This window comes from Puia sp. (assembly GCF_035546395.1).
Taxonomy (GTDB): Bacteria; Bacteroidota; Bacteroidia; order Chitinophagales; family Chitinophagaceae; genus Puia.
Window position 1 is genome coordinate 16,094 of record NZ_DASZXR010000010.1, and the last position, 22,082, is coordinate 38,175.

18 protein-coding genes are annotated in these 22,082 nt (G+C 55.2%); 6 read left to right on the forward strand and 12 right to left on the reverse strand.

The window, feature by feature from the left end; genetic code table 11:
• Positions 1 to 3 precede the first annotated feature (3 nt).
• Positions 4 to 882: an ABC transporter ATP-binding protein gene (locus VHE34_RS10030; protein ID WP_325587328.1), complete on the reverse strand. Its 879-nt coding sequence runs from the start codon at positions 880 to 882 to the stop codon at positions 4 to 6.
• 280 nt (positions 883 to 1,162) lie between these two features.
• Here VHE34_RS10030 and VHE34_RS10035 point away from each other — a divergent pair, with 280 nt between their 5' ends.
• Together VHE34_RS10035 and VHE34_RS10040 are read left to right on the forward strand one after the other, a co-directional pair.
• The gene (locus VHE34_RS10035; protein ID WP_325587330.1) at positions 1,163 to 2,197 is read left to right on the forward strand and encodes a histidine kinase; all 1,035 of its coding nucleotides are present in this window, start codon (positions 1,163 to 1,165) and stop codon (positions 2,195 to 2,197) included.
• Positions 2,194 to 2,904, forward strand: a complete 711-nt coding sequence (locus VHE34_RS10040; RefSeq protein WP_325587332.1) for a LytTR family DNA-binding domain-containing protein — start codon at positions 2,194 to 2,196, stop codon at positions 2,902 to 2,904. Before VHE34_RS10035 ends, VHE34_RS10040 begins: the two co-directional genes overlap by 4 nt.
• Here the strand turns inward: VHE34_RS10040 and VHE34_RS10045 are convergent.
• The 7 genes from VHE34_RS10045 to VHE34_RS10075 form a co-directional block, all read right to left on the reverse strand.
• A complete protein-coding gene (locus VHE34_RS10045; RefSeq protein WP_325587334.1) occupies positions 2,868 to 3,422 on the reverse strand; it encodes a UpxY family transcription antiterminator in 555 nt (184 codons plus the stop codon). The two genes, VHE34_RS10040 and VHE34_RS10045, sit on opposite strands and share 37 nt — an antisense overlap.
• Before the next feature lie 133 nt (positions 3,423 to 3,555).
• The gene (locus VHE34_RS10050) at positions 3,556 to 4,230 is read right to left on the reverse strand and encodes a response regulator transcription factor (RefSeq protein ID WP_325587336.1); all 675 of its coding nucleotides are present in this window, start codon (positions 4,228 to 4,230) and stop codon (positions 3,556 to 3,558) included.
• A 420-nt stretch (positions 4,231 to 4,650) separates the two neighbouring features.
• On the reverse strand, positions 4,651 to 5,133 hold the full coding sequence (locus tag VHE34_RS10055; protein ID WP_325587338.1) for a cytidine deaminase: 483 nt from the start codon (positions 5,131 to 5,133) through the stop codon (positions 4,651 to 4,653).
• A 2-nt stretch (positions 5,134 to 5,135) separates the two neighbouring features.
• Positions 5,136 to 6,368: a transglutaminase domain-containing protein gene (locus VHE34_RS10060; RefSeq protein ID WP_325587340.1), complete on the reverse strand. Its 1,233-nt coding sequence runs from the start codon at positions 6,366 to 6,368 to the stop codon at positions 5,136 to 5,138.
• 19 nt (positions 6,369 to 6,387) lie between these two features.
• The gene (lepB, locus tag VHE34_RS10065) at positions 6,388 to 7,935 is read right to left on the reverse strand and encodes a signal peptidase I (RefSeq protein ID WP_325587342.1); all 1,548 of its coding nucleotides are present in this window, start codon (positions 7,933 to 7,935) and stop codon (positions 6,388 to 6,390) included.
• Between the two features lie 53 nt (positions 7,936 to 7,988).
• A complete protein-coding gene (locus tag VHE34_RS10070) occupies positions 7,989 to 8,672 on the reverse strand; it encodes an alpha/beta hydrolase (protein ID WP_325587344.1) in 684 nt (227 codons plus the stop codon).
• 5 nt (positions 8,673 to 8,677) lie between these two features.
• The gene (locus tag VHE34_RS10075; protein WP_325587346.1) at positions 8,678 to 9,841 is read right to left on the reverse strand and encodes a sigma-54 dependent transcriptional regulator; all 1,164 of its coding nucleotides are present in this window, start codon (positions 9,839 to 9,841) and stop codon (positions 8,678 to 8,680) included.
• A 78-nt stretch (positions 9,842 to 9,919) separates the two neighbouring features.
• Here VHE34_RS10075 and VHE34_RS10080 point away from each other — a divergent pair, with 78 nt between their 5' ends.
• The 3 genes from VHE34_RS10080 (at position 9,920) to VHE34_RS10090 (ending at position 11,629) form a co-directional block, all read left to right on the forward strand.
• Positions 9,920 to 10,579, forward strand: a complete 660-nt coding sequence (locus VHE34_RS10080; RefSeq protein WP_325587348.1) for a 4'-phosphopantetheinyl transferase family protein — start codon at positions 9,920 to 9,922, stop codon at positions 10,577 to 10,579.
• Between the two features lie 12 nt (positions 10,580 to 10,591).
• Positions 10,592 to 11,386, forward strand: coding sequence for a DUF4846 domain-containing protein (locus VHE34_RS10085; protein WP_325587350.1), 795 nt, complete (start codon positions 10,592 to 10,594; stop codon positions 11,384 to 11,386).
• Positions 11,387 to 11,497: 111 nt separating this feature from the next.
• Positions 11,498 to 11,629, forward strand: coding sequence for a hypothetical protein (locus VHE34_RS10090; RefSeq protein ID WP_325587353.1), 132 nt, complete (start codon positions 11,498 to 11,500; stop codon positions 11,627 to 11,629).
• A 41-nt stretch (positions 11,630 to 11,670) separates the two neighbouring features.
• On the opposite strand, the gene VHE34_RS10095 is transcribed toward VHE34_RS10090, so the two are convergent.
• Entirely contained in the window at positions 11,671 to 12,657 is a 987-nt protein-coding gene (locus tag VHE34_RS10095; protein WP_325587355.1) for a pyruvate dehydrogenase complex E1 component subunit beta, read from the reverse strand.
• A gap of 191 nt (positions 12,658 to 12,848) precedes the next feature.
• Between VHE34_RS10095 and VHE34_RS10100 the strand changes: the two genes are divergently transcribed.
• Positions 12,849 to 13,307 carry a DinB family protein gene (locus tag VHE34_RS10100; protein ID WP_325587357.1) on the forward strand — a complete coding sequence of 153 codons (459 nt, stop codon included), beginning with the start codon at positions 12,849 to 12,851 and terminating at the stop codon, positions 13,305 to 13,307.
• Between the two features lie 76 nt (positions 13,308 to 13,383).
• Here VHE34_RS10100 and VHE34_RS10105 read toward each other — a convergent pair whose 3' ends face one another.
• Genes VHE34_RS10105 through VHE34_RS10115 form a run of 3 tightly spaced genes read right to left on the reverse strand, consistent with a single transcriptional unit; the run spans position 13,384 to position 21,987 of the window.
• Complete coding sequence (locus VHE34_RS10105) at positions 13,384 to 14,832, reverse strand: hybrid sensor histidine kinase/response regulator (RefSeq protein ID WP_325587359.1); 1,449 nt, start codon at positions 14,830 to 14,832, stop codon at positions 13,384 to 13,386.
• A 13-nt stretch (positions 14,833 to 14,845) separates the two neighbouring features.
• Positions 14,846 to 16,129 carry a response regulator gene (locus tag VHE34_RS10110; RefSeq protein WP_325587361.1) on the reverse strand — a complete coding sequence of 428 codons (1,284 nt, stop codon included), beginning with the start codon at positions 16,127 to 16,129 and terminating at the stop codon, positions 14,846 to 14,848.
• 14 nt (positions 16,130 to 16,143) lie between these two features.
• Positions 16,144 to 21,987: a HAMP domain-containing protein gene (locus VHE34_RS10115; RefSeq protein WP_325587363.1), complete on the reverse strand. Its 5,844-nt coding sequence runs from the start codon at positions 21,985 to 21,987 to the stop codon at positions 16,144 to 16,146.
• Positions 21,988 to 22,082: the final 95 nt, after the last annotated feature.

The window sequence follows — 22,082 nt, forward strand, 5'->3', positions numbered from 1 at the left end:
CGGTTATCTTTTACCGGAGCCCGCAAGGCTGTTGAAATATACATCTTCCAGCACCGGCGCCACCGATGAAAATCCATCGCCCGGGTCACCGGTGCTACAGATTCGGATCCACAATTGGCCGGATCTCAATTGCGTGTAAAGCACCCGGTGCTTTGCGGAAACTGCGGCCAGCTCTTCATGGCTTGCCCATTTTGCAAATACCCTGCCCTCCATCTCTCGCACCGCCCCATCCGGGCTCCCCGTATGCACGATCTCCCCATTGTCCAAAATGGCGAACGCCGTACAAAGTGCGCTGACGTCGTCTACAATGTGAGTGGAAAGAATGACGATGGTATCCTGACCCACCTGGGCCAACAGGTTGTAAAAACGGTTGCGTTCAGCCGGATCCAACCCGGCGGTCGGCTCGTCCACGATGATCAGCCGCGGAGCCCCGATCAGGGCCTGAGCAATCCCGAACCGCTGCTTCATTCCACCCGAATACGAAGCCAGCGTCCTTTTCCGGAACTCGATCAAATTCACCTTTTCCAACAACTCCCGCACCAACCTTTTCCGTTCCCCTGAACGGCCAATACCCTTCAAAACGGCTGTATGATCAAGCATCTCTTCCGCGGTTACCCTCGGGTACACGCCAAACTCCTGCGGCAAATAGCCCATCTTCCGCCGCATTTCCATTTTCTCCCGGATCACGTCCACGCCGTCCAGCCGGATCGATCCCTTGTCGGGCTCCTGCAACGTGGCGATCGTCCGCATAAAAGACGATTTACCGGCACCGTTGGGTCCTAACAAACCGAACATGCCGTTTGGAATTTCCAGCGAAACATTTTTCAGCGCCTGAACGCCGTTGACATAGGTTTTGCTGAGGGAAGAGACGATAAGACTCATAACGATGATTTGTATGACACCAAAGTCAAAAATGCGAACTTATTCCTAAGCGGCGAAATATCCAGGGCATACAGCCCCCCGGCACAGACGGAACCGCCCCTGTAAAGTTCCGGTCATCCGAAACGGGATCCTGCATTTTGGACATGGTTTCTCCCGGCTTCATCACGACCGGAATCCGGCAACAGATGAGAACCAATGATTAATGCATTCCCTGCCGGAATGCAAATTTCCCGGCGATATTTTTGGCGGTTGCCGCCGGTTTTCAGAAATTCATTCCGGAATGAAGCGCCTGGAAAAATGGATCTTTAATTTATTCGCGGCCCGGACGGCGGCGCATGTCTGCTTTTGCCTGGTCTTTATCATCGTTTTTACGATTCCCGCCTTTTTCAGGGGCCGCAATTTCAACTTCGACACGAACGGCATCGTCCTCTGTGGTTTTCTCCTCGCCACCACGTACTCCGGCCGCTGGGCTTGTAAGAAATGGATCCTTAAAAAAAAGATCCTGAGGTTCCTCCCCGTATTCCTCCTCCTTGTATTGCTCCTGGCCACCATCGGGGCCAAGGGGGCAAGCGTCCTTTTCTCCGGCAACAAGGTCTCCTTCTGGAATTTCCTCGCTGCCTCCATTCCCCTGGTGCTGCTGTTTATGTTCCTCGGCATCTTCGTGACGATCACCCGGGTCACCCTTTTGCGCCAGATGACCGATGCGCTCATTGCTCAGCAACAAAAGCAAAGCGAGCTGGAATTGCTGATCTCCCAACTCAGCCCCCATTTCCTGTTCAATACCCTAAATAACCTCTACGGGCTCTCCTTAACCCGGCATGAGGTAATTCCGGGCCTCTTGCTCAAATTGTCCGACCTGCTCCGCTACTCGGTTTATGATACTCGCAAAGCATTTGTCCCCCTCCGGGACGAGATCGGTTATATTTCTAATTATATCGAACTGGAGAAGATCCGCATGGGCGCAAACCTGATCTTATCCCATCGTTTCGATGTTCCATGCGATAGCCAGATGTTCATTGCACCCATGCTGTTGATCGTATTTCTCGAAAATGCATTTAAACACGGCAAGAACACCTTGAATGGAACGGTCACGATAGATATCGATCTTCATATCTCCCGGGAAAGGATACACTATACCGTCAGGAACAGCTTTCAGCAGCATGATCATTACCCTTCCATCCCCCACCGGCAGTCAGGTGTCGGCCTGGCCAATACCGTCAAAAGGCTCGAATTGCTATACCCCTCTGAATACCGGCTGCATAATTATGTGGAAAATAATTACTACATTGTTGAACTTCAACTCCCCGTCAGATGAAAACCTACAATTGCCTGATTGTCGACGACGAACCGATCGCAAGGGCGATTATCCGGAACTACTGTAGCTATCTTCCCGCGTTGCATATTGCTTCGGAATGTGGGAATGCGCTCGAAGCCAAGCAGGCTATGCAGGAACAGGACATCGCCATTATGTTCCTCGATATCAACCTGCCCGTTCTGGATGGCCTCAATTTCTTAAAGACGTTGAGATCGAAACCGCAGGTGATCTTTACAACGGCCTTCAAAGAGTATGCATTGAATGCCTTCGATCTTTCCGCCTGCGACTATCTGCTTAAACCATTCTCCCTGGAACGTTTTATCGTAGCCGTAGATAAAGCACTCGAACGATTGGAACCCACCGGTACAGCGCCGCCACCTCCCGCACGCGAGACCGTCGGCGACTTCATCTTTCTCAGAACCGAAGGCCGGATCTTTCAAATCCCATTGTCCGATCTTCTCTACGCGGAAGCCAGCGGAAACTATACAAAAGTAATTACGGAAACCATGGACATCAGGCCGGCGATGCCGCTGTCAGGTATTGAAAAGATGCTTCCGGTTCACCTTTTCAGCAAAATTCACAGGTCCTTTATTGTGAACAGATCGAAAATATCGCACATTGAAGGTAACCGCGTCTTCGTCAGAAAGACCGGGATCCCCATCGGCAGTAACTACAGGGAGGCATTTCTCCGGACGCTCGGATTGTGAACCGCAGACGCTCCCTGGACCATCAAACACTCGGGACTGAGAGTGACCAAGAGATTCCGCTGAAGCAGGTCAACCCGGACAAGCACCCTCCGGGCTCCGTTATATTCGATCAGTTCACAGCAAACGCCGGTAAGCGCTCCCTGGCTGATAACACATCTTATGCCCGGCTCGAATCGATCGGTGGAAACCTCCAATCCCCTGTCCAGCCCCGTTAGCAGTTCGATATTCTTTACTACGGAATCCTGCACCCTGGCAATTTCCCTGCCACATTTTACATAGTATAAATATCCTTCGGCATCCATTCCGTCATAGTAGTCCTGACGGTCCTTCAGATAAATAAAGACATAAGACGGGAATAACGGATCATCGACATATTTTTTCCGGTCATGCCAGACCCTGAGCACTTTTCGCGTAGGCAGGAACGCCATGATCTTCGATTCCTTCAATCGATTGTAATACGTTTTCTCATGGCAAGGCCTCGTATACACCAGGTACCACCCTGAATGGAAGTTATTCATACAAACCGTTGTTTATAGTTAACCTGGCTGCCATGGATCTAGTCCGTCGATGGCAATTCCAACAATGGTTTAAAAGTAGGGGATTACTCGGGAAGCCGAGATCGTACCGACGCGAAATCTGGTTCGGTTTTTACTATTGTGCATTCGGGACCGTGCTCCCGACAATCTTCTTGTTAAGGGCATATCTGATAAGACCAATCGTCGACTTGGCGCCAATCTTCTCCTTGATATCCTGACGTATCTTTTCAACCGATCGCACGCCGAGAAACAGCGCATCGGCGATCTCTTTGTTGCTCTTTTCTTCCCAGATCAGTTGTAGTATCCGCTTCTCCCGGTCGTTGAGAGAGGGATGTGGTTCATCCATACCTAGCCTTGCATTGTTCTGTTTCGTCCAGTAAAGCGCTTCGGTAAACACCTTATTCCGGAAGATCCTTCCATCAGCCGCCGCGATGATTGCCTGAACAAGATCTTCCGGCTCGTCATTCTTTGAGACACAACCGTGTATCCCGTTCTCCAGCAGGTCGCTGATGAAGTCCATGTCCGAAACCATCGACAAAATTAAGACCCTTATTTTGGGATAGGCATTCCGCACGATCTTCAACGCTTCCAGGCCGTCAAACTCCCGAAGGAGAACGTCCATGAGTAACACATCGACATGCGTATATTTAAGACTGGACAGTAGATGACCGACGTCCGAGGCCTGAACGACGACCTTGAAATTCTTTTGTTCAGAGAGGTAGCTTTTTAACGTCTTCCGGAACAGGACATGGTCGTCAACAATGGCGAGGTTGATAGGTATTGATAGCATAAGGTCATTTTAAAGGCGGCGTACGAAATCCTACCCCAGGGTCCATTCGGACATGGGTATACAATTCAATGCATATCAGTATGATGACAGCTAATTTTGGCTTAACCAATAGAGACCTTAACGGGCGGGGAAACCGGAAGCGGGCAGATGTTTATCTAAAACTGCAATAGCCCGTCTGTGTGCACTAATTTATGACAAAAGTATATAACAAAAAAAAATTCATTCTGGATTAGTTGACAGATTTCAGCTGGTCAGGCGTACGCAGTTGGAAAAATTATTGTCCGGAATTTATATAACACTCATTTCGAGATTTTTGCCGAACGGAAGCGTTACCGAATATCGGCAGGGGACTACGAACGCAAGCGCGGTGACATAAGGGTTACCACCGACAGACAGCATATTGCTTCGTTCAACCGGATCTTATCTCAACTCATCGCTGGAAAAGGCGAACGGCAGCAGTGTCGCCGATCCCTCCAGAACCAAGACCTTCCCGCTTTGTCCGGCAAGAATGATCCTCATCGACCGTCCCGTCCGTTGCTCGAATTCCTGCAACGACTGCCGGCAGATACCACAGGGCGAGATGGGCCGGTCACTGGCCCCCCTTTCGCTGTCATAGCTGACGGCGAGGCTCTCGATCGGCACGCCCGGACACAGCGATGCGGCAACAGACAATAACGTTCGTTCGGCGCAGATGCCTGCAGGGAAAGAAGCATTTTCCTGGTTGGTGCCAGTGACGATCTGGCCGTTCGACAATCTTGCAGCGGCGCCCACGCGGAAGCGGCTATAGGGTGCGTAAGCGTCCTTGGTTACATTCCTGGCCAGGTCCAGCAGCGCAGCGTCTTCCTTTGGCAGTCCCTCTGCCGAATCGTATTCCTCAAATTGGATTTGAAATTGTTTGTGCATAGCTAGTTTAAAGGTACTCCAAACCAGCTGTATTTACGAAATGCCATTTTCCGACCCAACTTTCCCTTGCCGAGATACCTGGTCAGCCATTCCTGCTGTTCCTTTACATGCGTCGCAAGTTCTGCCATCGCGTCCTTCAACTGGCTGAGCGGTTGTCGTACGCGGTTGTCGGCCGGAGTTACAACGATCGCATTTGCCCCCGAGCGGGCCGCGGTCAGCTCATGATCGGCGCTGTCCAGCATCTGTTGGATCTCGGCATCCGGCTTTTCCGGCTTGAATTGGGCGTTGTAGTAATTGATATAATTGTTGAATTGCCTGATCGCATTATTGTATTGACCCAGTACGGAGTTATAGGCGTATATCACGCCGTTCTGGCGTTCTACCTCGGCTTGCTGGCGCTGATTCTCCACCAGTCGCCGATAATTTTCCAGGTCCACTTTCAAATGCCGCAGCCGGTCGAAGATCATCGAGTTGCGCGTGCCGTTGCGTTCGACGCGCACAGCCTCGGCAGCCTCCCGATCCTCTGGGCTGAGCGCCTCATAGGCCTTGATCGAATCCGGGAAATTGAAATAAGGCCTGTTTTTATCCTGCACGGTCCTGCCTTCATAAAAATCCTGGTTGGTCACGGGATAATACAGCATCTCCCAGAGGTAATCGAAGGGCATATGCGTCTTTATAAAGACATACGGGCTGGCCTTGAAATAAGACTCGTTCAGTTTACGGACAAATTTACCCTGCTCGACATATCCAGCACCCCAGGTGGGGTCGAACAGCCACCAGGTGCCGTCGAGAAAGGCGCCACACCAGGCATGCGGGATAAAGTCCACGAAGCCGCGCTGTTTGGTGTACCCCTGTATCTCCACCGCCCGGACGCCCGCCCGCTGACAAACGGCAACAAACAAAGCAGCGTAGTTCTCGCAGATGCCTTTATGTGTACGCAGGGGCTTTGCTATTTTTTCGTTCGCGTCCTCGTAGAAATTGATGGCGAACATATTGGCAATATCATACTGGATATTGTTGGCTATCCAGATAAAGATCGCCCGGGTTCGCGCTTCGGGGGTGGAAAAATTCGCGGCGACATAGTCTCCCAACCGGTCGGCGCTTGACGTCACCGAATCGGGCCAGTGGACGGCCTTCGCATCGATTTGTGCAAAAGGACCGGGTTTGCCGGAAACTTTCTGGGCCCGTGTCGCGATGGACGCCAGCAGGCTAAGTGATAAGATCAGCCATTTCATGGTCAGGGTATTAGGGTATTTATTTGATCTTCTGGAACAACCGTTTCCACCGCACTCCATGGTTCCAGCTCATCCAGATCAGCCAGGCCTCGCCGACCACATGATCCTCGGGCACAAACCCCCAGAACCGCGAATCCTGTGACTCGTGCCGGTTATCTCCCATCATCCAGTAGTAGTTCATTTTAAAGGTATACTGCGTAATAGCTGCGCCGTTCAGCCAGAACTTCCCATCCTTCATCTCAAACTGGTTGTGCTCGTATACGCGGATGGCCCGTTCATAGACGGGATAATTATCCGCCGACAGGGTCAGCGTCGCCCCCTTGGCAGGGATCCACAGCGGACCATAATTGTCCAACGCCCAGGTGGTGCCGCCAACCGCCGCAAAGGGGAACACCGGCTGCTGCGGGTCGGCATCCACAATATCCGGGACGATGCTCTTGGCCAGTCCATTCTTCAACATCTTCTCATGGGCGGCCCAGGTCAGCAACATATAATAGGTGTTGGGCGTGTTCAGCGAATGCACCTCTTGTGGATTATTGACATCCAGGTTGTACTCCTCCGCCATCACCGTCTCGTCCAGCGGTTGTCCGTTCGTCGTGACGGTATAGTATGTTTGGGATTCAGGCGGGAAGGTTTGCTTTTTTCCGTTGATATAGACTTGCTGGTTCCTGATCTGCAGTGTATCACCCGCGATCGCCACACAGCGCTTGATATAGTTCTCCTGCTTATCCACCGGCCGGATAACCAGTGGATATTGGTCCGGATTACCCAAAACAATCTGCCGCCCGCTGTCGATATTCCCGTTCCCCAACGCCCGGCAAACGGAATAATAAGGCTTCTGGGATTGATACTCGTCCAGGTTGATCACCGTATCGCCGGCAGGAAAGTTGAAGACGACCACGTCTCCTCTTTTCACCGGGCTGGCAAACCAACGCGTGTACGGGATCTTGATCCATTGCACATAGGAATTCCCGTTGGTCACCGGCAGCGTATTATGGACAAAAGGAATGGACAGCGGGGTATTGGGGATGCGCGGCCCGTAGCTGAACTTGCTGACAAAAAGGAAGTCGTTGATGAGCAGGGTCTTCTCCATCGACCCTGTAGGAATAGTGTAGGCCTCGAACACAAAAGTGCGGATCAGCGTGGCCGCCACGATAGCAAAGACCCCTGCGTCGATCCATTCCCGCGCCGTTCCTTTCCGGTGCTTCTTCGCTTCGACCGCCCCGATATACTTCACCTTCGGATCGTACCCGATCATCGGGAAATAGATCAGCGGCAGCAGCGAAGCCATCGCATGCTCCCAAAGCCTGAACTTCCCGAAGAGTTTGACGAATTCTACAAAGATGCCCAGCGAAATGAACCAGCCCACCACCGGGATCACCTGCCAAAAGACCCAGTGCTTCGGCCGCCGTGCCAGTTCCATCATGATCCAGGTATTGTAGAAGGGGACGTAGGCTTTCCATCCGGGCACCCCGGCCTTTTCAAACAATTTCGCGGCGCCGATGGAAGGGAGTACGAGAATGATGACCTGGATAAGCACGAGAACCAGCACTTGATGAGATGACATTCCTTGTAGTTTATTTTTGAATAGGGGCAAAAATAGGCTAAAATGGGTAGTTTTCAACCCAGTATCTCTCTTAGCACGCTGCTTACCGCTTCCGCCCGGTTATATACCATCAGGTGCCCACCATCGGGTATAATATGCGTCGGCTGCACCTTCCGGATAGGGAACATTCGGTCCCTGCCCCCGTGAATATGATAACAGCAACGCGGAGCCCATTCATTCTGCCAGCGCGCAATCGTCTGGATCGCCCAATATAGGAACTGCCGGTCCACTTTGTTCTGAAAATCGCTCACGAGCCGGCGATCCTCGGCAGACTCGACGCCGATAAAATAATCCTCGGCAAATCCCATCAACCTTCTCGGGGCCTTCACCCTTGGATCCAACCAGCGGGGATAGACCCGTCCGCCGATCCTGATCCAGAACGGGATCTGCAAATGATCCCGCACGCTCGACACAAGGATCACCCGCGCCCCGGGAATCTTTTTGGCGATCTCGATCGCCATCATTCCGCCAAAGGAAACACCCATCAACACCGTCGGCTCGCCGGCGGCACCCAAATCCGTCGCCTCCGGCCACAGGCTGCCGATCCCCGCCCGCATCCGGTCCGCATAATCGTCGAACGGCTCGTGAGTCGACGCCGGCATCAGCCAGGGCAACGGCCGGAGACGAACCCCGGGGAGCTCCAACCGCGATAAAATCCGCTCATCGGCGCCCAGCCCGCTGATGCAATAACAATCCAAGACCCTTATTTTTTCGGTAACACGTAATTCTCGACATCACTCTGCGTGATCGTCTTCCCCGAAAGGATGATCAGCCGCTCGACGACATTGCGCAGCTCGCGGATATTGCCCGTCCAATTGTGCTGCTGCAACGCCTTGATCGCGTCTTCATCGATCGCCTTCTTAGCGATACCATAATCCCCGCAGATATCCACCAGGAACTTCTCCACCAGCAACGGAATGTCGTCCTTCCGTTCGTTGAGGGAAGGTACGTGAATAATGATGACGCTCAGCCGGTGGTAAAGATCGAGCCGGAAATTCTTCTCCTCGACCTCTTTGAGCAGATCCTTATTCGTGGCGGCAATGACCCGCACATCGACGTTGATGTCCTTGTCGCCCCCCACGCGCGTGATCTTGCCTTCCTGCAGCGCCCGCAATACCTTGGCCTGGGCAGTGAGGCTCATATCGCCGATCTCGTCCAGGAAGAGCGTGCCGCCATTGGCCTGCTCGAACTTCCCGATCCGCTGTTTCACAGCCGATGTGAACGAGCCCTTCTCATGCCCAAACAGCTCGCTCTCGATCAGCTCGCTGGGAATAGCCGCACAGTTGACTTCCACCAGCGCGCCGCTCGCCCGGTTGCTCTTCTCATGCACCCAGCGCGCGACCAGCTCCTTCCCCACCCCATTCTCCCCCGTGACCAGGATCCGGGCCTCCGTTGGGGCCACCTTCTCGATGGTCTCCTTTATTTTGTGGATCGGCGTCGAAGCCCCTACCATCTCCTGAACCTTGCTGACCTTCCTCTTCAGCACCTTGGTCTCGGCCACCAGGGTGGTCTTGTCCATGGCGTTGCGGATGGTGATCAGCAACCGGTTGAGGTCCGGCGGCTTCGAGATATAGTCATAGGCGCCCTTTTTAACGGCTTCCACCGCGGTTTCGATCGTGCCATGCCCCGAGATCATGATGATCGGGATATCGGGATTCGTCTCCTTTGTCTTTTCAAGGAATTCGATGCCGTCTATCTTCGGCATCTTGATGTCGCACAAAATGACATCGTACTCTTTCTCTTTTACTTTTTTAAGGCCTTCTTCGCCGTCGCCGGCCTCATCGATCTTATACCCTTCATAGGAGAGGATCTCGCTGAGTGTTTTCCGTATTGCCTTTTCGTCATCAATGATCAGGATATTCGACATAGTTTCGTCCGCTTTCGCCCAAAAATACGAACTGCATTTCAAATAATTATTATAGCTTACAACCCGCAAACCGATAAGATGGCCCTTCTTCTCCTCGCCACCGAATTTCCCCGGCAGCTTCCCGATGCAGCTTTTTACCATGGACTCGACCGGCTGCCTTCGGCCCTGCACCCTAAGATTCTCCGCTACCGGCGCTGGGAGGACGCTCACGCAGCCCTTCTCGGCAAATTGCTGCTCCTGGTGGCGTTGAACGACACCGGCTCAACGGCCACCCTCGACCAGCTGCTCTACACCCCGCAGGATAAGCCCTATTTCCCGGCGGGACCAAATTTTAACATTTCCCATTCGGGTAACCGGGTGGTCTGCGCTCTAAGCACGACCGGCCGGATCGGCGTCGATATCGAGCGGGTCAAACCGCTCTCCTTCGAAGACTTCCAGACGCAGTTCACGCCCAACGAATGGCAGGCCATCCGCGGCGCGCAAGACCCCATCGCCGCCTTCTACCGTTTCTGGACGGCCAAGGAAAGCCTCATCAAAGCCGACGGCCGCGGCCTCGGCATCCCCCTGCTGGAGCTCGATGTCACCGAGTACCGCCCCATCACCCTCGACGGCGCCATCTGGACCTTCCGGCCCCTGTCCTGGTTCCCCGGCTACGCCGCCCATCTCACCACCGAAGAGCCCAACCCCGAGATCCGCTTCCGCGAACTCGATCCGGTAACCGTCGCAGCGGGACTTTAACGGCTCTTTAATATGGAATTCATCCCGCGGCTCATCCTAAGCGGCATGCGAACCCCCATCCTGCTATCCACGCTGTTGCTGGCCACCGCCTGTCAAAGCCAGTCTGCCAACCCTTATCCCACCATCGGCGCCATCCCCCTCCCACCCGGCTATCACCGGCTGCCAGCCGCCAACAGCTCCTTCGGCGCCTGGCTACGCAACATGCCCCTAAAAAAAGATCGCACCGTCTATCTCTTCGACGGTACTCCAAAACGCTACCAGGGCGCCCAGTTCGCCGTCCTCGATATCTCCGTCGGCAAGACTGATCTCCAGCAATGCGCCGACGCCGTCATGCGCCTCCGCGCGGAATACTGCTACTCAAAGCACGACCTCGCCGCCATCGATTTCTATACGGAACAAGGTGTCCGCCTCAACTTCCTCGAATGGAGCCGCCATCACCCCGGCTCCAGCCGCCGTGCCTCGTTCGACGCTTACCTTACAAAGGTATTTATGTATTGCAGCACGCGGACCCTCGAAAAACAACTGCACCCCAAATCCCCAGGCAGCGTTAACCCTGGCGATGTTTGGATAAAAGGCGGTGCTCCTGGCCACGCCACGATCGTCGTGGATGTCGCCGAAGATGCCGCCGGCCATCGCATCTACCTGCTGGCCCAAAGCTATATGCCGGCCCAGGATATTCACCTCGTCAAAAATCCCGCCGACGCCGGTCTAAGCCCGTGGTATACAGCCGATACCACTCGAGATATCCTTGAAACCCCCGAATGGACATTCACAACCAACCAGTTACGAAGTTGGTCATCCCCATAGTAGTTTTCATCGTAAAAACCCCATTGCATCTCCGGCGACGATGCAGTATATTAGTGCTATCCAACGACCTGTTAAAAACCAACCATTTAATAATCCAAAAAAGTATTCCCTATGAATCAGAATCTAGAGGCTCCCGCCACCGGTAAGATCCTTTTCAAATTGACCGTTCTTGGTTGTGTTTTACTTGGTTGCGTCTATGGCTTTCTGATGTTGTTCAACACGGCGCTCGCCGCCCTCAAATAAGAAACTAAAAACCCGCCGGATGGCGGGTTTTTTATTGGGAGCTATTTCTGTAGGTACATCACCTCTTTCACCAGCTTCACCGTCCTGGCCACATCCGGAAGCGCCAGCGCCACCAGGTTGGGCGCATAGTGCAGCGGCGCATCGGCCGACGTGATCCGGCGGATCGGCGCATCCAGGTAATCGAAACCTTCCTTCTGGATGCGGTAGCTGATCTCCGATGAGATCGACGCAAACGGCCACTGCTCTTCCACGATCACCAGCCGGTTGGTCTTCTTGACGCTTTCGAGGATGGTCATCCAGTCCAGCGGGCGGATCGTCCGCAGATCGATCACCTCGGCGCTGACGCCTTCCTTCTCGAGCTCCGCGGCGGCGCCCAGCGCAACCTTCATCATCTTATTATAGGAGACGATGGTCACATCCTTTCCGGGCTTCTTGATATCGCACTTTCCCAGCTCGATATAATATTCTTCGGTAGGTACTTCCGACTTGTCGCCATACATCACTTCGCTTTCCATGAAGATCACGGGATCTTCTTCATACCGGATCGCCTGCTTCAGCAAACCCTTCGCGTCGTACCCATTGCTCGGGCTGACGACCTTGAGACCGGGGATATTCGCATAATAGCTTTCAAAGGCCGTAGAGTGCTGCGCGCCCAACTGACCCGCCGACCCGTTGGGTCCGCGGAAAACGATCGGGCAGCCTACCTGGCCGCCGCTCATCGCCAGCATCTTGGACGCCGTGTTCAGGATCTGATCCAACGCCAGCACCGCAAAGTTCCAGGTCATGAACTCGACAACCGGCCGGAGCCCGTTCTGCGCGGCGCCCACGCCGATGGCGGCGAATCCGAGCTCCGAAATGGGCGTATCGATCACCCGCTTTGGGCCGAACTCATCCAGCATCCCCTGGCTCACCTTGTAGGCGCCATTGTATTCCGCAACTTCTTCTCCCATCAAAAAAACCCGGTCGTCGCGCCGCATTTCCTCGCTCATAGCTTCGCGCAGAGCCTCTCTGAAAGCAATTGTTCTCATGAATTGTTATTTATTTTGGCGCCTCTGGCGCCTATTTCGCTAATGTCCGGCCTTCGGCCAACGGGCCCCTGGCCCGTTAAGAGCCGCAAATTTATTGGTTGTCAGGGAGAATATCAAATCGGTCTATATACCCACTTGCATGAAAACAAATTTACATATATTCGCCGCGCATACCACCACAAATACATTCCATGGAGTCCACCATCGGCTACCTCGAAAAGATCATTCGCATCTACAGCAAGCGACTCGAAACGCCGAGCGATGAGACCTATGACTCGCGGCCCCAACCCGATAAATGGAGCAAGCGCGAGATCCTGGGCCACCTCGTCGATTCAGCGCAGAACAATATCCGCCGCTTCATCGTCGCCCAATACGAAGACATACCCAACACTCCTTACGCCCAGGACGAATGGGTGAAGCTCGCCGGCTACCGGGACTATCCTGTCCGCGACCTGATCGCCCTCTGGACCGGGCTGAACAAACATATGGTACACGTGCTGTCCCACATGCCCCCCGGCGGGGCACAGCGGAAATGTAAGATGGGCGGACAACCCCAGACCCTGGAATGGGTGGCGGCAGACTACTGCAACCATTTGTTGCATCATCTTCACCAGATCCTCGACCTCGACCCGATCGCCTATCCGGGCTAGCCGGCCCACGGGGCCGGCGGCCGAAGGCCAGAAAAATAGCGGATACAAACGGGATGCGCTTGCGCATCCAACAAGGTCAGGAAACCTGTTCAAACGTAAGCATAAAATTCGTGCCCTCGCCGATTTGCGAGCTGACGTCGATCCCTGCCCGATGCGATTGCAGGATATTCCAGGTCGCCGCCAACCCAAGGCCGAACCCATTGGTCTTGGAAGTGAAATAAGGCTCGAAGATGCGCGAGATATTCTCCTCGGGAATGCCGCCCCCATTGTCGGAAATGCTCACCTTGTATTGCTGCGGCATCTCCTCGCGGATCGCGATCGTGATCACACCCGACTGCGCGGGCACCGCCTCCACGGCATTGATCAGGATATTCAGAAACGCGATCCGTAATTTCTCCTTGTCGGCCATCACGAAAGCCGGCTTCTCGGGATAAATCAGCTCAAGACGGATATTCTTCAGCGAGATGCGGTCAGAAGCCGCGGCCAGCGTATTGTCAAGCACCTCCTGTAAGCGGGTCCGCTGAAGCGAGATCTCGGCCGGACGGGAGAGGTCCAGCAGCTCGGAGATCAATCCGTCTATCCGTCCACAATTTCGGGCAATGATGTCCAGGTAGATATTGGAGTCTTCGCTGTCCATCTCGGGCTTCAGCTGTTCGACGGAAAGATTGATATTGGTCAGCGGGTTGCGCACCTCATGCGCCAGCGTCCGCAGCAGCGTCGCCGTCGATCGGAGTTTCTCGATCTGGAACGTAGCCCGCTCGATCCGTTTCAGGTTGGTGATATCGTGGATGATGCCCTGGATATAGGTCTCGCCGCTGGAATATACTTCCCAGGAGATGGACAGGATACAGTTGCGCCGCTCCTTGTTCCGGGTCAGCAACTCCACCTCGAGGTCTTCGACCTCCCCTGTCTGGGAGAGCCGTTCCCGCAACTGGTCCGCGGTTTCCTTGCGCGTAAAAAGGTCATAGAGGCTCATCCGCATCAGCTCTTCCTTCCCGTATTTGAACAGTTCGCACGTAGCGGCATTCACATCCCGGAAGACAAGGTCGTCGCTGGTGAGGAACACGGCATCCTTGCTTCGCTCGAAGATATTGCGGAACTTCCGTTCATTCACGCGCAGGGCCTTTATATATGCGCTCCGTTCCAACGCATAGCGGATGCACCGCTCCAGCTTCTCGGTATTGATCTCCGACTTTACCAGGTAATCCACCGCCCCGAAGTTCATCGCCTGCACGTCGAGGTCCCGGTTGCCGATGCCTGTTAGCAGCACAAGCGGCTCCTCGCAACCCATCGCAATGGCCTCCTTCAGCAGCTCCAGGCCCGTCTTCGCACCCAGCAGGTAATCCACGAAATACAGGTCGTATCGCTTCTGCCCGATCCGCTGCAGCGCCTCGTTGTAGTCATAGCACCAGTCGATCAGGAATGCCTTGTCCGGGATATCCTTGATACAGGCCTCGATGATCAGGAAGTCGTCCTCATCGTCCTCTACGATCAGTATTTTCGTTGGAAGGTTGGAAGCCTGCATGCTATCAGATGAGTTAATTTAAGTCGCTAATGTCGTGATTTTTTTCCACCAATTCGCCATTCAATCCGCCGAGCGGAAGCGAGACAATGAATACCGCCCCTTCGCCCGGTCTGCCCAGCGCCGAGATATATCCTTTGTGCATCTCCACGATCTTTTTGCACAGCGCGAGCCCGATACCGGTGCCCTCGTATTCGACGCTGGAATGCAGACGGCGGAACATGTCGAATATTTGGTCCGCATATTTCTGATCAAAGCCGATGCCATTGTCTTCGATATAGATGCGTCCATACCGGGTCTCCTCCCGCCCGCCCAAAGAAGTGACGGCCGGCCCCTCTTCATACCGGATACGTATCTGTGGCGGCTCCTTTTTCTTGCTGTATTTCAGCGAATTGCTGAGCAGGTTGGAGAAGAGCGGTCCCATCAGCACCGTGCTGGCGGGCAGCACAGGCAACCGGTCCACGGTCACGCTGGCGCCTTTTTCCAGGATGACGCCTTCCATCTCGGACAGCACGTCTCCTACCACCCCGTTGAGGTCCACCTCCTCGAAGTTCTGCTTTTCCACCGAGATCTTGGAGAACCGGAGGATATCGTTGATGAGGTCCTGCATCCGCTTGGACACTTCCTGGATCCGGTTGAGATACAATCGCCCCTCCTTGCCAAAATTGTTCTCGGGACTCCCCAGCAACCGGTCGCTGAACATCCGGATCTTCCTGAGCGGCGCCTGCAGGTCATGCGAGGCCATGAAAGCGAACAGGTCCAGGTCCTTATTGGCCGCCTCGAGCCGGGCAATATTCTCCAGCAGCTGCCGGTTCAATTCGGTCACCTTTTCCTCGGAGGCCTTTCGTTCGTTGATCTCCATCTCCAGGTTCCGGTTGATGGCCACCAGCTTCTGCTCCTGGGCGATCAGCCGCTGGTTCTTCCGGTATAGGTCGACAAAGACCGACACTTTCGCTCGCAGAAGGTCCGGGTTCACCGGCTTGTAGATATAGTCGACGGCGCCCGCCCGGTAACCTTTGAAGAGGTTCTCCTCTCCATAGTTATTGGCGGTGATGAAAATGATGGGAATATGCCGCAACCGCTCCCGCTCGTAGATCAGTGATGCCGTCTCGAACCCGTTCAGGTTGGGCATTTGCACGTCCATGAGAATAAGGGCAAAATCCAGGTCGGTCAGGAGGGTCTTCAGCACCTGGCGACCCGAAGAAGCTTTTACAAAGCGATAACCATCAGGTTCCAAAACCGTCTCCAGGGACAGCAGGTTGTCCTCCCGGTCATCGACTAACATGATCTTTGGTTGCATGTCTCTAATCAGGATTATTTATAGAACCAGACCCGCATCAGGGACAGGAGCTGGTCGATCTTCAAGGGTTTTGTGATATAGTCCGATGCGCCCGCCTCGATACACTTCTGGCGGTCGCCCTTCATGGCCTTCGCCGTCACCGCGATGATGGGCAGGGTATTGTTCTTGTGCTCCCGCCGGATCTTCTGTGTCGTCTCATACCCGTCCATCTCCGGCATCATGATATCCATCAATACCATATCCACTTTTTGCTTATCATCGTTGATGATCTGGATCGCTTCCTTACCGCTCTCGGCCGTCACGACGTTGATATTGTATCGTTCGAACACTGTCGTCAGTGCAAAGAGATTCCGGACATCGTCATCCACCACAAGCACATTCTTCCCCGTAAGGATATCGTCCTTCATCCGCAGCTGCTCGATCACCCGCCGTTTTTCCGGCGCCAGGTCCCGGTGGTTGATATGCAGATGCAGCACGGTTTCTTCCAGCAGATGCTCCAGGCTGTTGACGCCCTTCAGCAACACGGCGTTGGACGACCGGTTCAGATGATACAGCTCCTTCTTGTTGAAGTCCTTCGCGGAATAGACGATCACGGGCGTCAGCTTGTTCTTCGTCTCGCTGACACGGGTCACGAGGTCCACCCCCGAGATATCGGGCAGCGTATAGTCGAGGATGATACAGTCGTACGTCTTCATATCCGTTTGCTCCAGCGCCCGCCGGCCGTCGGCCGCGATGGTCACCTGCACATTTTCACTTTGCAGCATCTTGCTGATCTGCGAAGAGTCAAGCTCGTTGTCCTCCACCACGAGCACCTTCCGCGTTTCCTTGTTGCTGAACGTCCGGATATCCTCGAAAAGTTCGTTCAAGGCCTCGTTCTCCAATGGCTTCAGTAAGAAGCTGCGGGCGCCGCGTTTCAGCGCCAGGGCCTGGTTTTCCTCCCCGGAGATGAGGTGGATCGGGATATGGCGATAGTTCAGGTCATTCCGCAAAAGGTCCAGCACTTTCCAGCCGCTCGTGTCCGGCAGCTTCACATCAAGCGTGATGGCAATGGGCGTGAACCGGTTTATGAAGTCAAACACTTCCAGGTAGTTCGTCGCTACCACAGCCTTCAGATCGTACTGGTGGGCCTTTTCGATGATGATCCGGCCAAAGCGCAGGTCGTCTTCCACGATCAGCACGATCTTATCGCCTGGCTGGATCGACGTCCGGTCATCCCCCGTATCATTGATCATCTCGTTGACGATATTCATATTCCCCGCCTCCATCGGTTCGGTGACCCGCAGGGAGTTCAGCAGGGTGTCGATCTCGGTATTGTCATTGTTCAGCCGCAGCTGCTGATAGGCGTTCAGGCTCTCGGGCGCCTCCTTGGTGATGATACCCGTGATGTTCTCCACCGGCAGGAAGAGGGTGAAGGTGCTGCCCCGGCCCGGCGTCGACTCCAGCTCGATCGTTCCCCCCAGCAGCTCGGCCAGACCGCGGCTGATGGACAAGCCCAGACCCGTACCCCCGTATTTCCGGCTGGTCGAGCCTTCCGCCTGCTGGAAGGCCTCGAAGATGATATTCTGTTTCTCCTGCGGAATACCGATACCCGTGTCGCTGATCGCAAAGCCCACCACCTGCCGGGCCTCATCGAGCGATGGCGTACCGGACTTCCAGTTGCGGGAGGCCTCGTAGATCTTCAGCTTCACCTCGCCCTTCTCGGTAAACTTGAAAGAGTTGGAGAGCAGGTTCTTGAGGATCTGGTTCAGACGCTGCAGGTCCGTCTCCATGCTCTGCGGAAGCCTTGGGTCCGTTTCGATCGTAAACCGTACATGCCGCGCCTCGGAGATGGGCTTGAAGGTCGTTTCCACAAAGGAAGCGATCTCCGTGAATCGCACCGGCGAGACATTCGCAGTGATGAACCCACTCTCGATCTTCGACAGGTCGAGGATGTCATTGATCAGCTGGATCAGGTCGTCCCCGCAGGAGTGGATGGTCTTGGCGTACCGGATCTGCTTGTCGCTGAGGTTGCCCTCTACGTTCTCATACAGTTGCTGTGCGAGTATCAACAAGCTGTTCAACGGCGTCCGCAGCTCGTGCGACATATTGGCCAAAAATTCCGATTTGTATTTCGATGTCAGGGTCAGCTGCTCGGCCTTTTCTTCCAGCGACCGCCGCGCCTCTTCGACTTCCTTGTTCTTGGCTTCCACTTCGTTCTTCTGTTTCACCAGCAGCAGGGCCTTGTCCTGCAGCTCGTCGTTGGTGCGGCGCAGTTCCTCCTGCTGGATCTTCAGCTCGCCGGCCAGCGACTGCGACTGCTCCAGCAGCTCCTCCGTCCGGGAGCTGGCCTCGATGGTGTTCAGCACGATGCCGATACTCTCGGTCAGCTGACCGAGGAAGTCGAGGTGGGTCTGACCGAAGATATCCAGCGATGCCAGCTCGATGACGGCTTTTACCTTGTTCTCGAACAACACCGGCAGGATGATCAGATTCGCGGGTTTGGATCGCCCCAGTCCGCTGCTGATCTTGATATAATTGCTCGGGACATTGCTCAGGATGATGCGTTCCTTCTCGAAAGCCACCTGCCCGATAAGCCCTTCGCCGATCGCGAACTCCGTCGGGATATTCTTATCCGATTTGTACCCGTAGGCGGCAAACAACCGCAGCTTGTCCTCCCGGGTGCCTTCGTCCTGCTTGAGGATGAAGAAGGCGCCATAGTGCGCCGAGACGACTTGCGCCAATTCCGACAGGATGCGCTGGGTCACCGTATTCAGGTCTTTCTGTCCTTGCAGCATCTGCGTGAACTTCGCAAGGTTGGACTTCAGCCAGTCCTGCTCCTGGTTGCGGAGTGTCGTTTCCTTCAGGTTTGCGATCATTTGATTGATGGTATCCTTCAACGCTTCCACCTCACCCTTGGCCTCTACGCGTATCGTTCGCGTTAAGTCGCCTTTTGTTACCGCAGATGCCACTTCAGAAATGCTTCGCACCTGCGTGGTCAGGTTCTGCGCCAGCTGGTTCACGTTCTCCGTCAGGTTCTTCCAGATACCCGATGCGCCCGGCACGCTCGCCTGGCCGCCCAGCCGTCCTTCGACACCTACCTCACGGGCCACCGTCGTTACCTGGTCGGCAAAGGTCGCCAGTGTATCGATCATCTCGTTGATGGTGTCGGTCAGCTGCGCGACCTCACCCCTGGACACAATGGACAATTTTTGTTTCAGGTTACCCGTCGCCACGGCCGTCACGACCTTGGCGATCCCCCGCACCTGGTTGGTCAGGTTGGAGGCCATCATATTCACCGAGTCGGTCAGGTCCTTCCAGGTGCCGGCAACACCCCGCACCTCGGCCTGGCCGCCCAGCTTTCCTTCCGTGCCTACTTCCCGCGCGACACGCGTCACCTCGAAGGCAAAGGAGTTCAGCTGCTCCACCATCACGTTGATGGTATTCTTCAAATCCAATATCTCCCCTTTTACGTCGATGGCGACGGTCTTCGACAGGTCGCCCGACGCCACCGCCTTGGTTACCTCGGCGATATTGCGCACCTGTGCGGTCAGGTTACCCGTCATCGAGTTCACCGAATCGGTCAGGTCCTTCCAGGTACCGGCGACGCCCGGCACAAAGGCCTGGCCGCCCAGCTTCCCATCGCTACCCACCTCCCGCGCCACCCGGGTCACCTCGGAGGCAAAGGCCCGCAGCTGGTCCACCATCGTATTGAGCGTTTCTTTCAGCTGCAGGATCTCACCCCGCACGTCCACCGTGATCTTCTTCGACATATCCCCGTTGGCCACCGCGAAGGCGACCTCGGCGATATTCCGCACCTGCCCGGTAAGATTGGAAGCCATTCCATTGACGGAGTCGGTCAGGTCCTTCCAGGTCCCGGCGACGCCCGGCACGAAGGCCTGGCCGCCCAGTTTCCCTTCCGTACCCACTTCCCGCGCCACGCGGGTCACCTCGGAGGCAAAGCCCCGCAGCTGGTCCACCATTGTATTGATCGTATTCTTCAGCTCCAGGATCTCCCCTTGGACGTCCACGGTGATCTTCCGCGAAAGGTCCCCGTTAGCCACCGCCGTCGTCACCTCTGCAATATTGCGCACCTGCGCCGTCAGGTTACCAGCCATCTTGTTCACGGAGTCGGTCAGATCCTTCCAGGTGCCGCCGACGCCGGGCACATCGGCCTGGCCACCCAGCTTCCCTTCCGAACCCACTTCCCGCGCCACCCGCGTCACCTCCGATCCGAAGGAGTTCAGCTGGTCCACCATCGTGTTGATCGTTTCCTTCAGCTGGGCGATCTCCCCCCGTACGTCCACCGTGATCTTGCGCGAAAGGTCACCCTTTGCCACCGCCGTCGTCACCTCGGCAATATTGCGCACCTGGGCCGTCAGGTTACCAGCCATCAGGTTCACCGAGTCGGTCAGGTCCTTCCAGACCCCGCCGACGCCTTCCACCGCGGCCTGGCCACCGAGCTTACCCTCGGAACCCACTTCCCGCGCCACCCGTGTCACTTCCGAGCTGAAGGAATTCAGCTGGTCCACCATCGTATTGATCGTATTCTTCAATTCGAGAATTTCTCCCTTTACGGCCACATCGATCTTGCGCGAAAGGTCACCCGTGGCCACGGCGGTGGTCACCTCGGCGATGTTTCGCACCTGGGCCGTCAGGTTACCGGCCATGATATTCACCGAGTCGGTCAGATCCTTCCAGGTACCGCCGACACCCGGCACGTCGGCCTGGCCGCCAAGCTTCCCTTCCGAACCTACTTCCCGCGCCACGCGCGTTACCTCGGAGCTGAAGGAGTTCAGCTGGTCCACCATCGTATTGATCGTATTCTTCAGCTCGAGGATCTCCCCTTTCACGTCCACCGTGATCTTGCGCGAGAGGTCGCCCTTGGCCACCGCCGTGGTCACCTCGGCGATGTTGCGCACCTGCCCCGTCAGGTTGGAGGCCATGGCATTCACGGAGTCGGTCAGGTCCTTCCAGGTACCCCCCACCCCACGCACGTGCGCCTGGCCACCCAGCTTACCTTCCGTCCCTACCTCCAATGCAACCCGCGTCACCTCGGAACTGAAGGAGTTCAGCTGGTCCACCAGCGTATTGATGGTATTCTTTAGCTCGAGGATCTCCCCTTTCACATCCACCGTGATCTTCTTCGACAGGTCGCCCTTGGCCACCGCCGTGGTCACTTCGGCAATGTTGCGCACCTGGGCCGTCAGGTTACCCGCCATCAGGTTCACCGAGTCGGTCAGGTCCTTCCACACCCCGCCGACGCCCTTGACCTTGGCCTGGCCACCCAGCTTCCCCTCCGAGCCCACTTCCCGCGCCACACGCGTCACCTCCATGCTGAAGAGGTTCAGCTGCTTCACCATGTCGTTCACCTCCCGGGCGATGCGCGAGAACTCTCCCTGCAGGGTATGACCGCCGATCTCCAGCGGCATGTTCTGCGAGAGGTTCCCCTTCGCCACCGACGAGATCACATGCGCGATCTCGATCGTCGGATGCACCAGGTCGGAGATCAGCGCATTGAGCGAGTCGACACCCATAGCCCAGCCGCCCTTGGCGTTCGGCACCGCGATGCGCTGGGTCAGCTTCCCCTGCTTACCGATCGTATTGCCGGCCCGGGTGAATTCCTTCATCATCTCGTCGTTAAGGGAAATAATTTCGTTCAACGTATCATAGATGCGTCCCCTGACGCCTACTTCGCCGATCGGCATCCGCACCGTAAAATTACCGTTGCGAACCTGTAGTAGAATTCGCAGTAATTCTTTGTCATCCAAATGCGCCCCGGATTCGTATGTCTTAACGCGTGATACGGTTCTGGCGGTTCCATTGGAGGAGGGGGTTGGCTTGGCTTTCTTTTTGATTTCCTTAGTGGTGGATAGTCCCATATTGGAATTTTGCTTTATGTAACTGTTATCGGGAGTTCAGGATTTTACCACAATATATGCGCCATATATTTGGCAAGGTTCTGGTTAGGTAACAA

Bases quoted from the DNA above. Each gene is read 5' to 3' on its own strand.
- VHE34_RS10030 (WP_325587328.1), bottom strand. From the start codon at position 882: ATGAGTCTTATCGTCTCTTCCCTCAGCAAAACCTATGTCAACGGCGTT.
- VHE34_RS10035 (WP_325587330.1), top strand. From the start codon at position 1,163: ATGAAGCGCCTGGAAAAATGGATCTTTAATTTATTCGCGGCCCGGACG.
- VHE34_RS10040 (WP_325587332.1), top strand. From the start codon at position 2,194: ATGAAAACCTACAATTGCCTGATTGTCGACGACGAACCGATCGCAAGG.
- VHE34_RS10045 (WP_325587334.1), bottom strand. From the start codon at position 3,422: ATGAATAACTTCCATTCAGGGTGGTACCTGGTGTATACGAGGCCTTGC.
- VHE34_RS10050 (WP_325587336.1), bottom strand. From the start codon at position 4,230: ATGCTATCAATACCTATCAACCTCGCCATTGTTGACGACCATGTCCTG.
- VHE34_RS10055 (WP_325587338.1), bottom strand. From the start codon at position 5,133: ATGCACAAACAATTTCAAATCCAATTTGAGGAATACGATTCGGCAGAG.
- VHE34_RS10060 (WP_325587340.1), bottom strand. From the start codon at position 6,368: ATGAAATGGCTGATCTTATCACTTAGCCTGCTGGCGTCCATCGCGACA.
- lepB (WP_325587342.1), bottom strand. From the start codon at position 7,935: ATGTCATCTCATCAAGTGCTGGTTCTCGTGCTTATCCAGGTCATCATT.
- VHE34_RS10075 (WP_325587346.1), bottom strand. From the start codon at position 9,841: ATGTCGAATATCCTGATCATTGATGACGAAAAGGCAATACGGAAAACA.
- VHE34_RS10080 (WP_325587348.1), top strand. From the start codon at position 9,920: ATGGCCCTTCTTCTCCTCGCCACCGAATTTCCCCGGCAGCTTCCCGAT.
- VHE34_RS10085 (WP_325587350.1), top strand. From the start codon at position 10,592: ATGGAATTCATCCCGCGGCTCATCCTAAGCGGCATGCGAACCCCCATC.
- VHE34_RS10090 (WP_325587353.1), top strand. From the start codon at position 11,498: ATGAATCAGAATCTAGAGGCTCCCGCCACCGGTAAGATCCTTTTCAAA.
- VHE34_RS10095 (WP_325587355.1), bottom strand. From the start codon at position 12,657: ATGAGAACAATTGCTTTCAGAGAGGCTCTGCGCGAAGCTATGAGCGAG.
- VHE34_RS10100 (WP_325587357.1), top strand. From the start codon at position 12,849: ATGGAGTCCACCATCGGCTACCTCGAAAAGATCATTCGCATCTACAGC.
- VHE34_RS10105 (WP_325587359.1), bottom strand. From the start codon at position 14,832: ATGCAGGCTTCCAACCTTCCAACGAAAATACTGATCGTAGAGGACGAT.
- VHE34_RS10110 (WP_325587361.1), bottom strand. From the start codon at position 16,129: ATGCAACCAAAGATCATGTTAGTCGATGACCGGGAGGACAACCTGCTG.
- VHE34_RS10115 (WP_325587363.1), bottom strand. From the start codon at position 21,987: ATGGGACTATCCACCACTAAGGAAATCAAAAAGAAAGCCAAGCCAACC.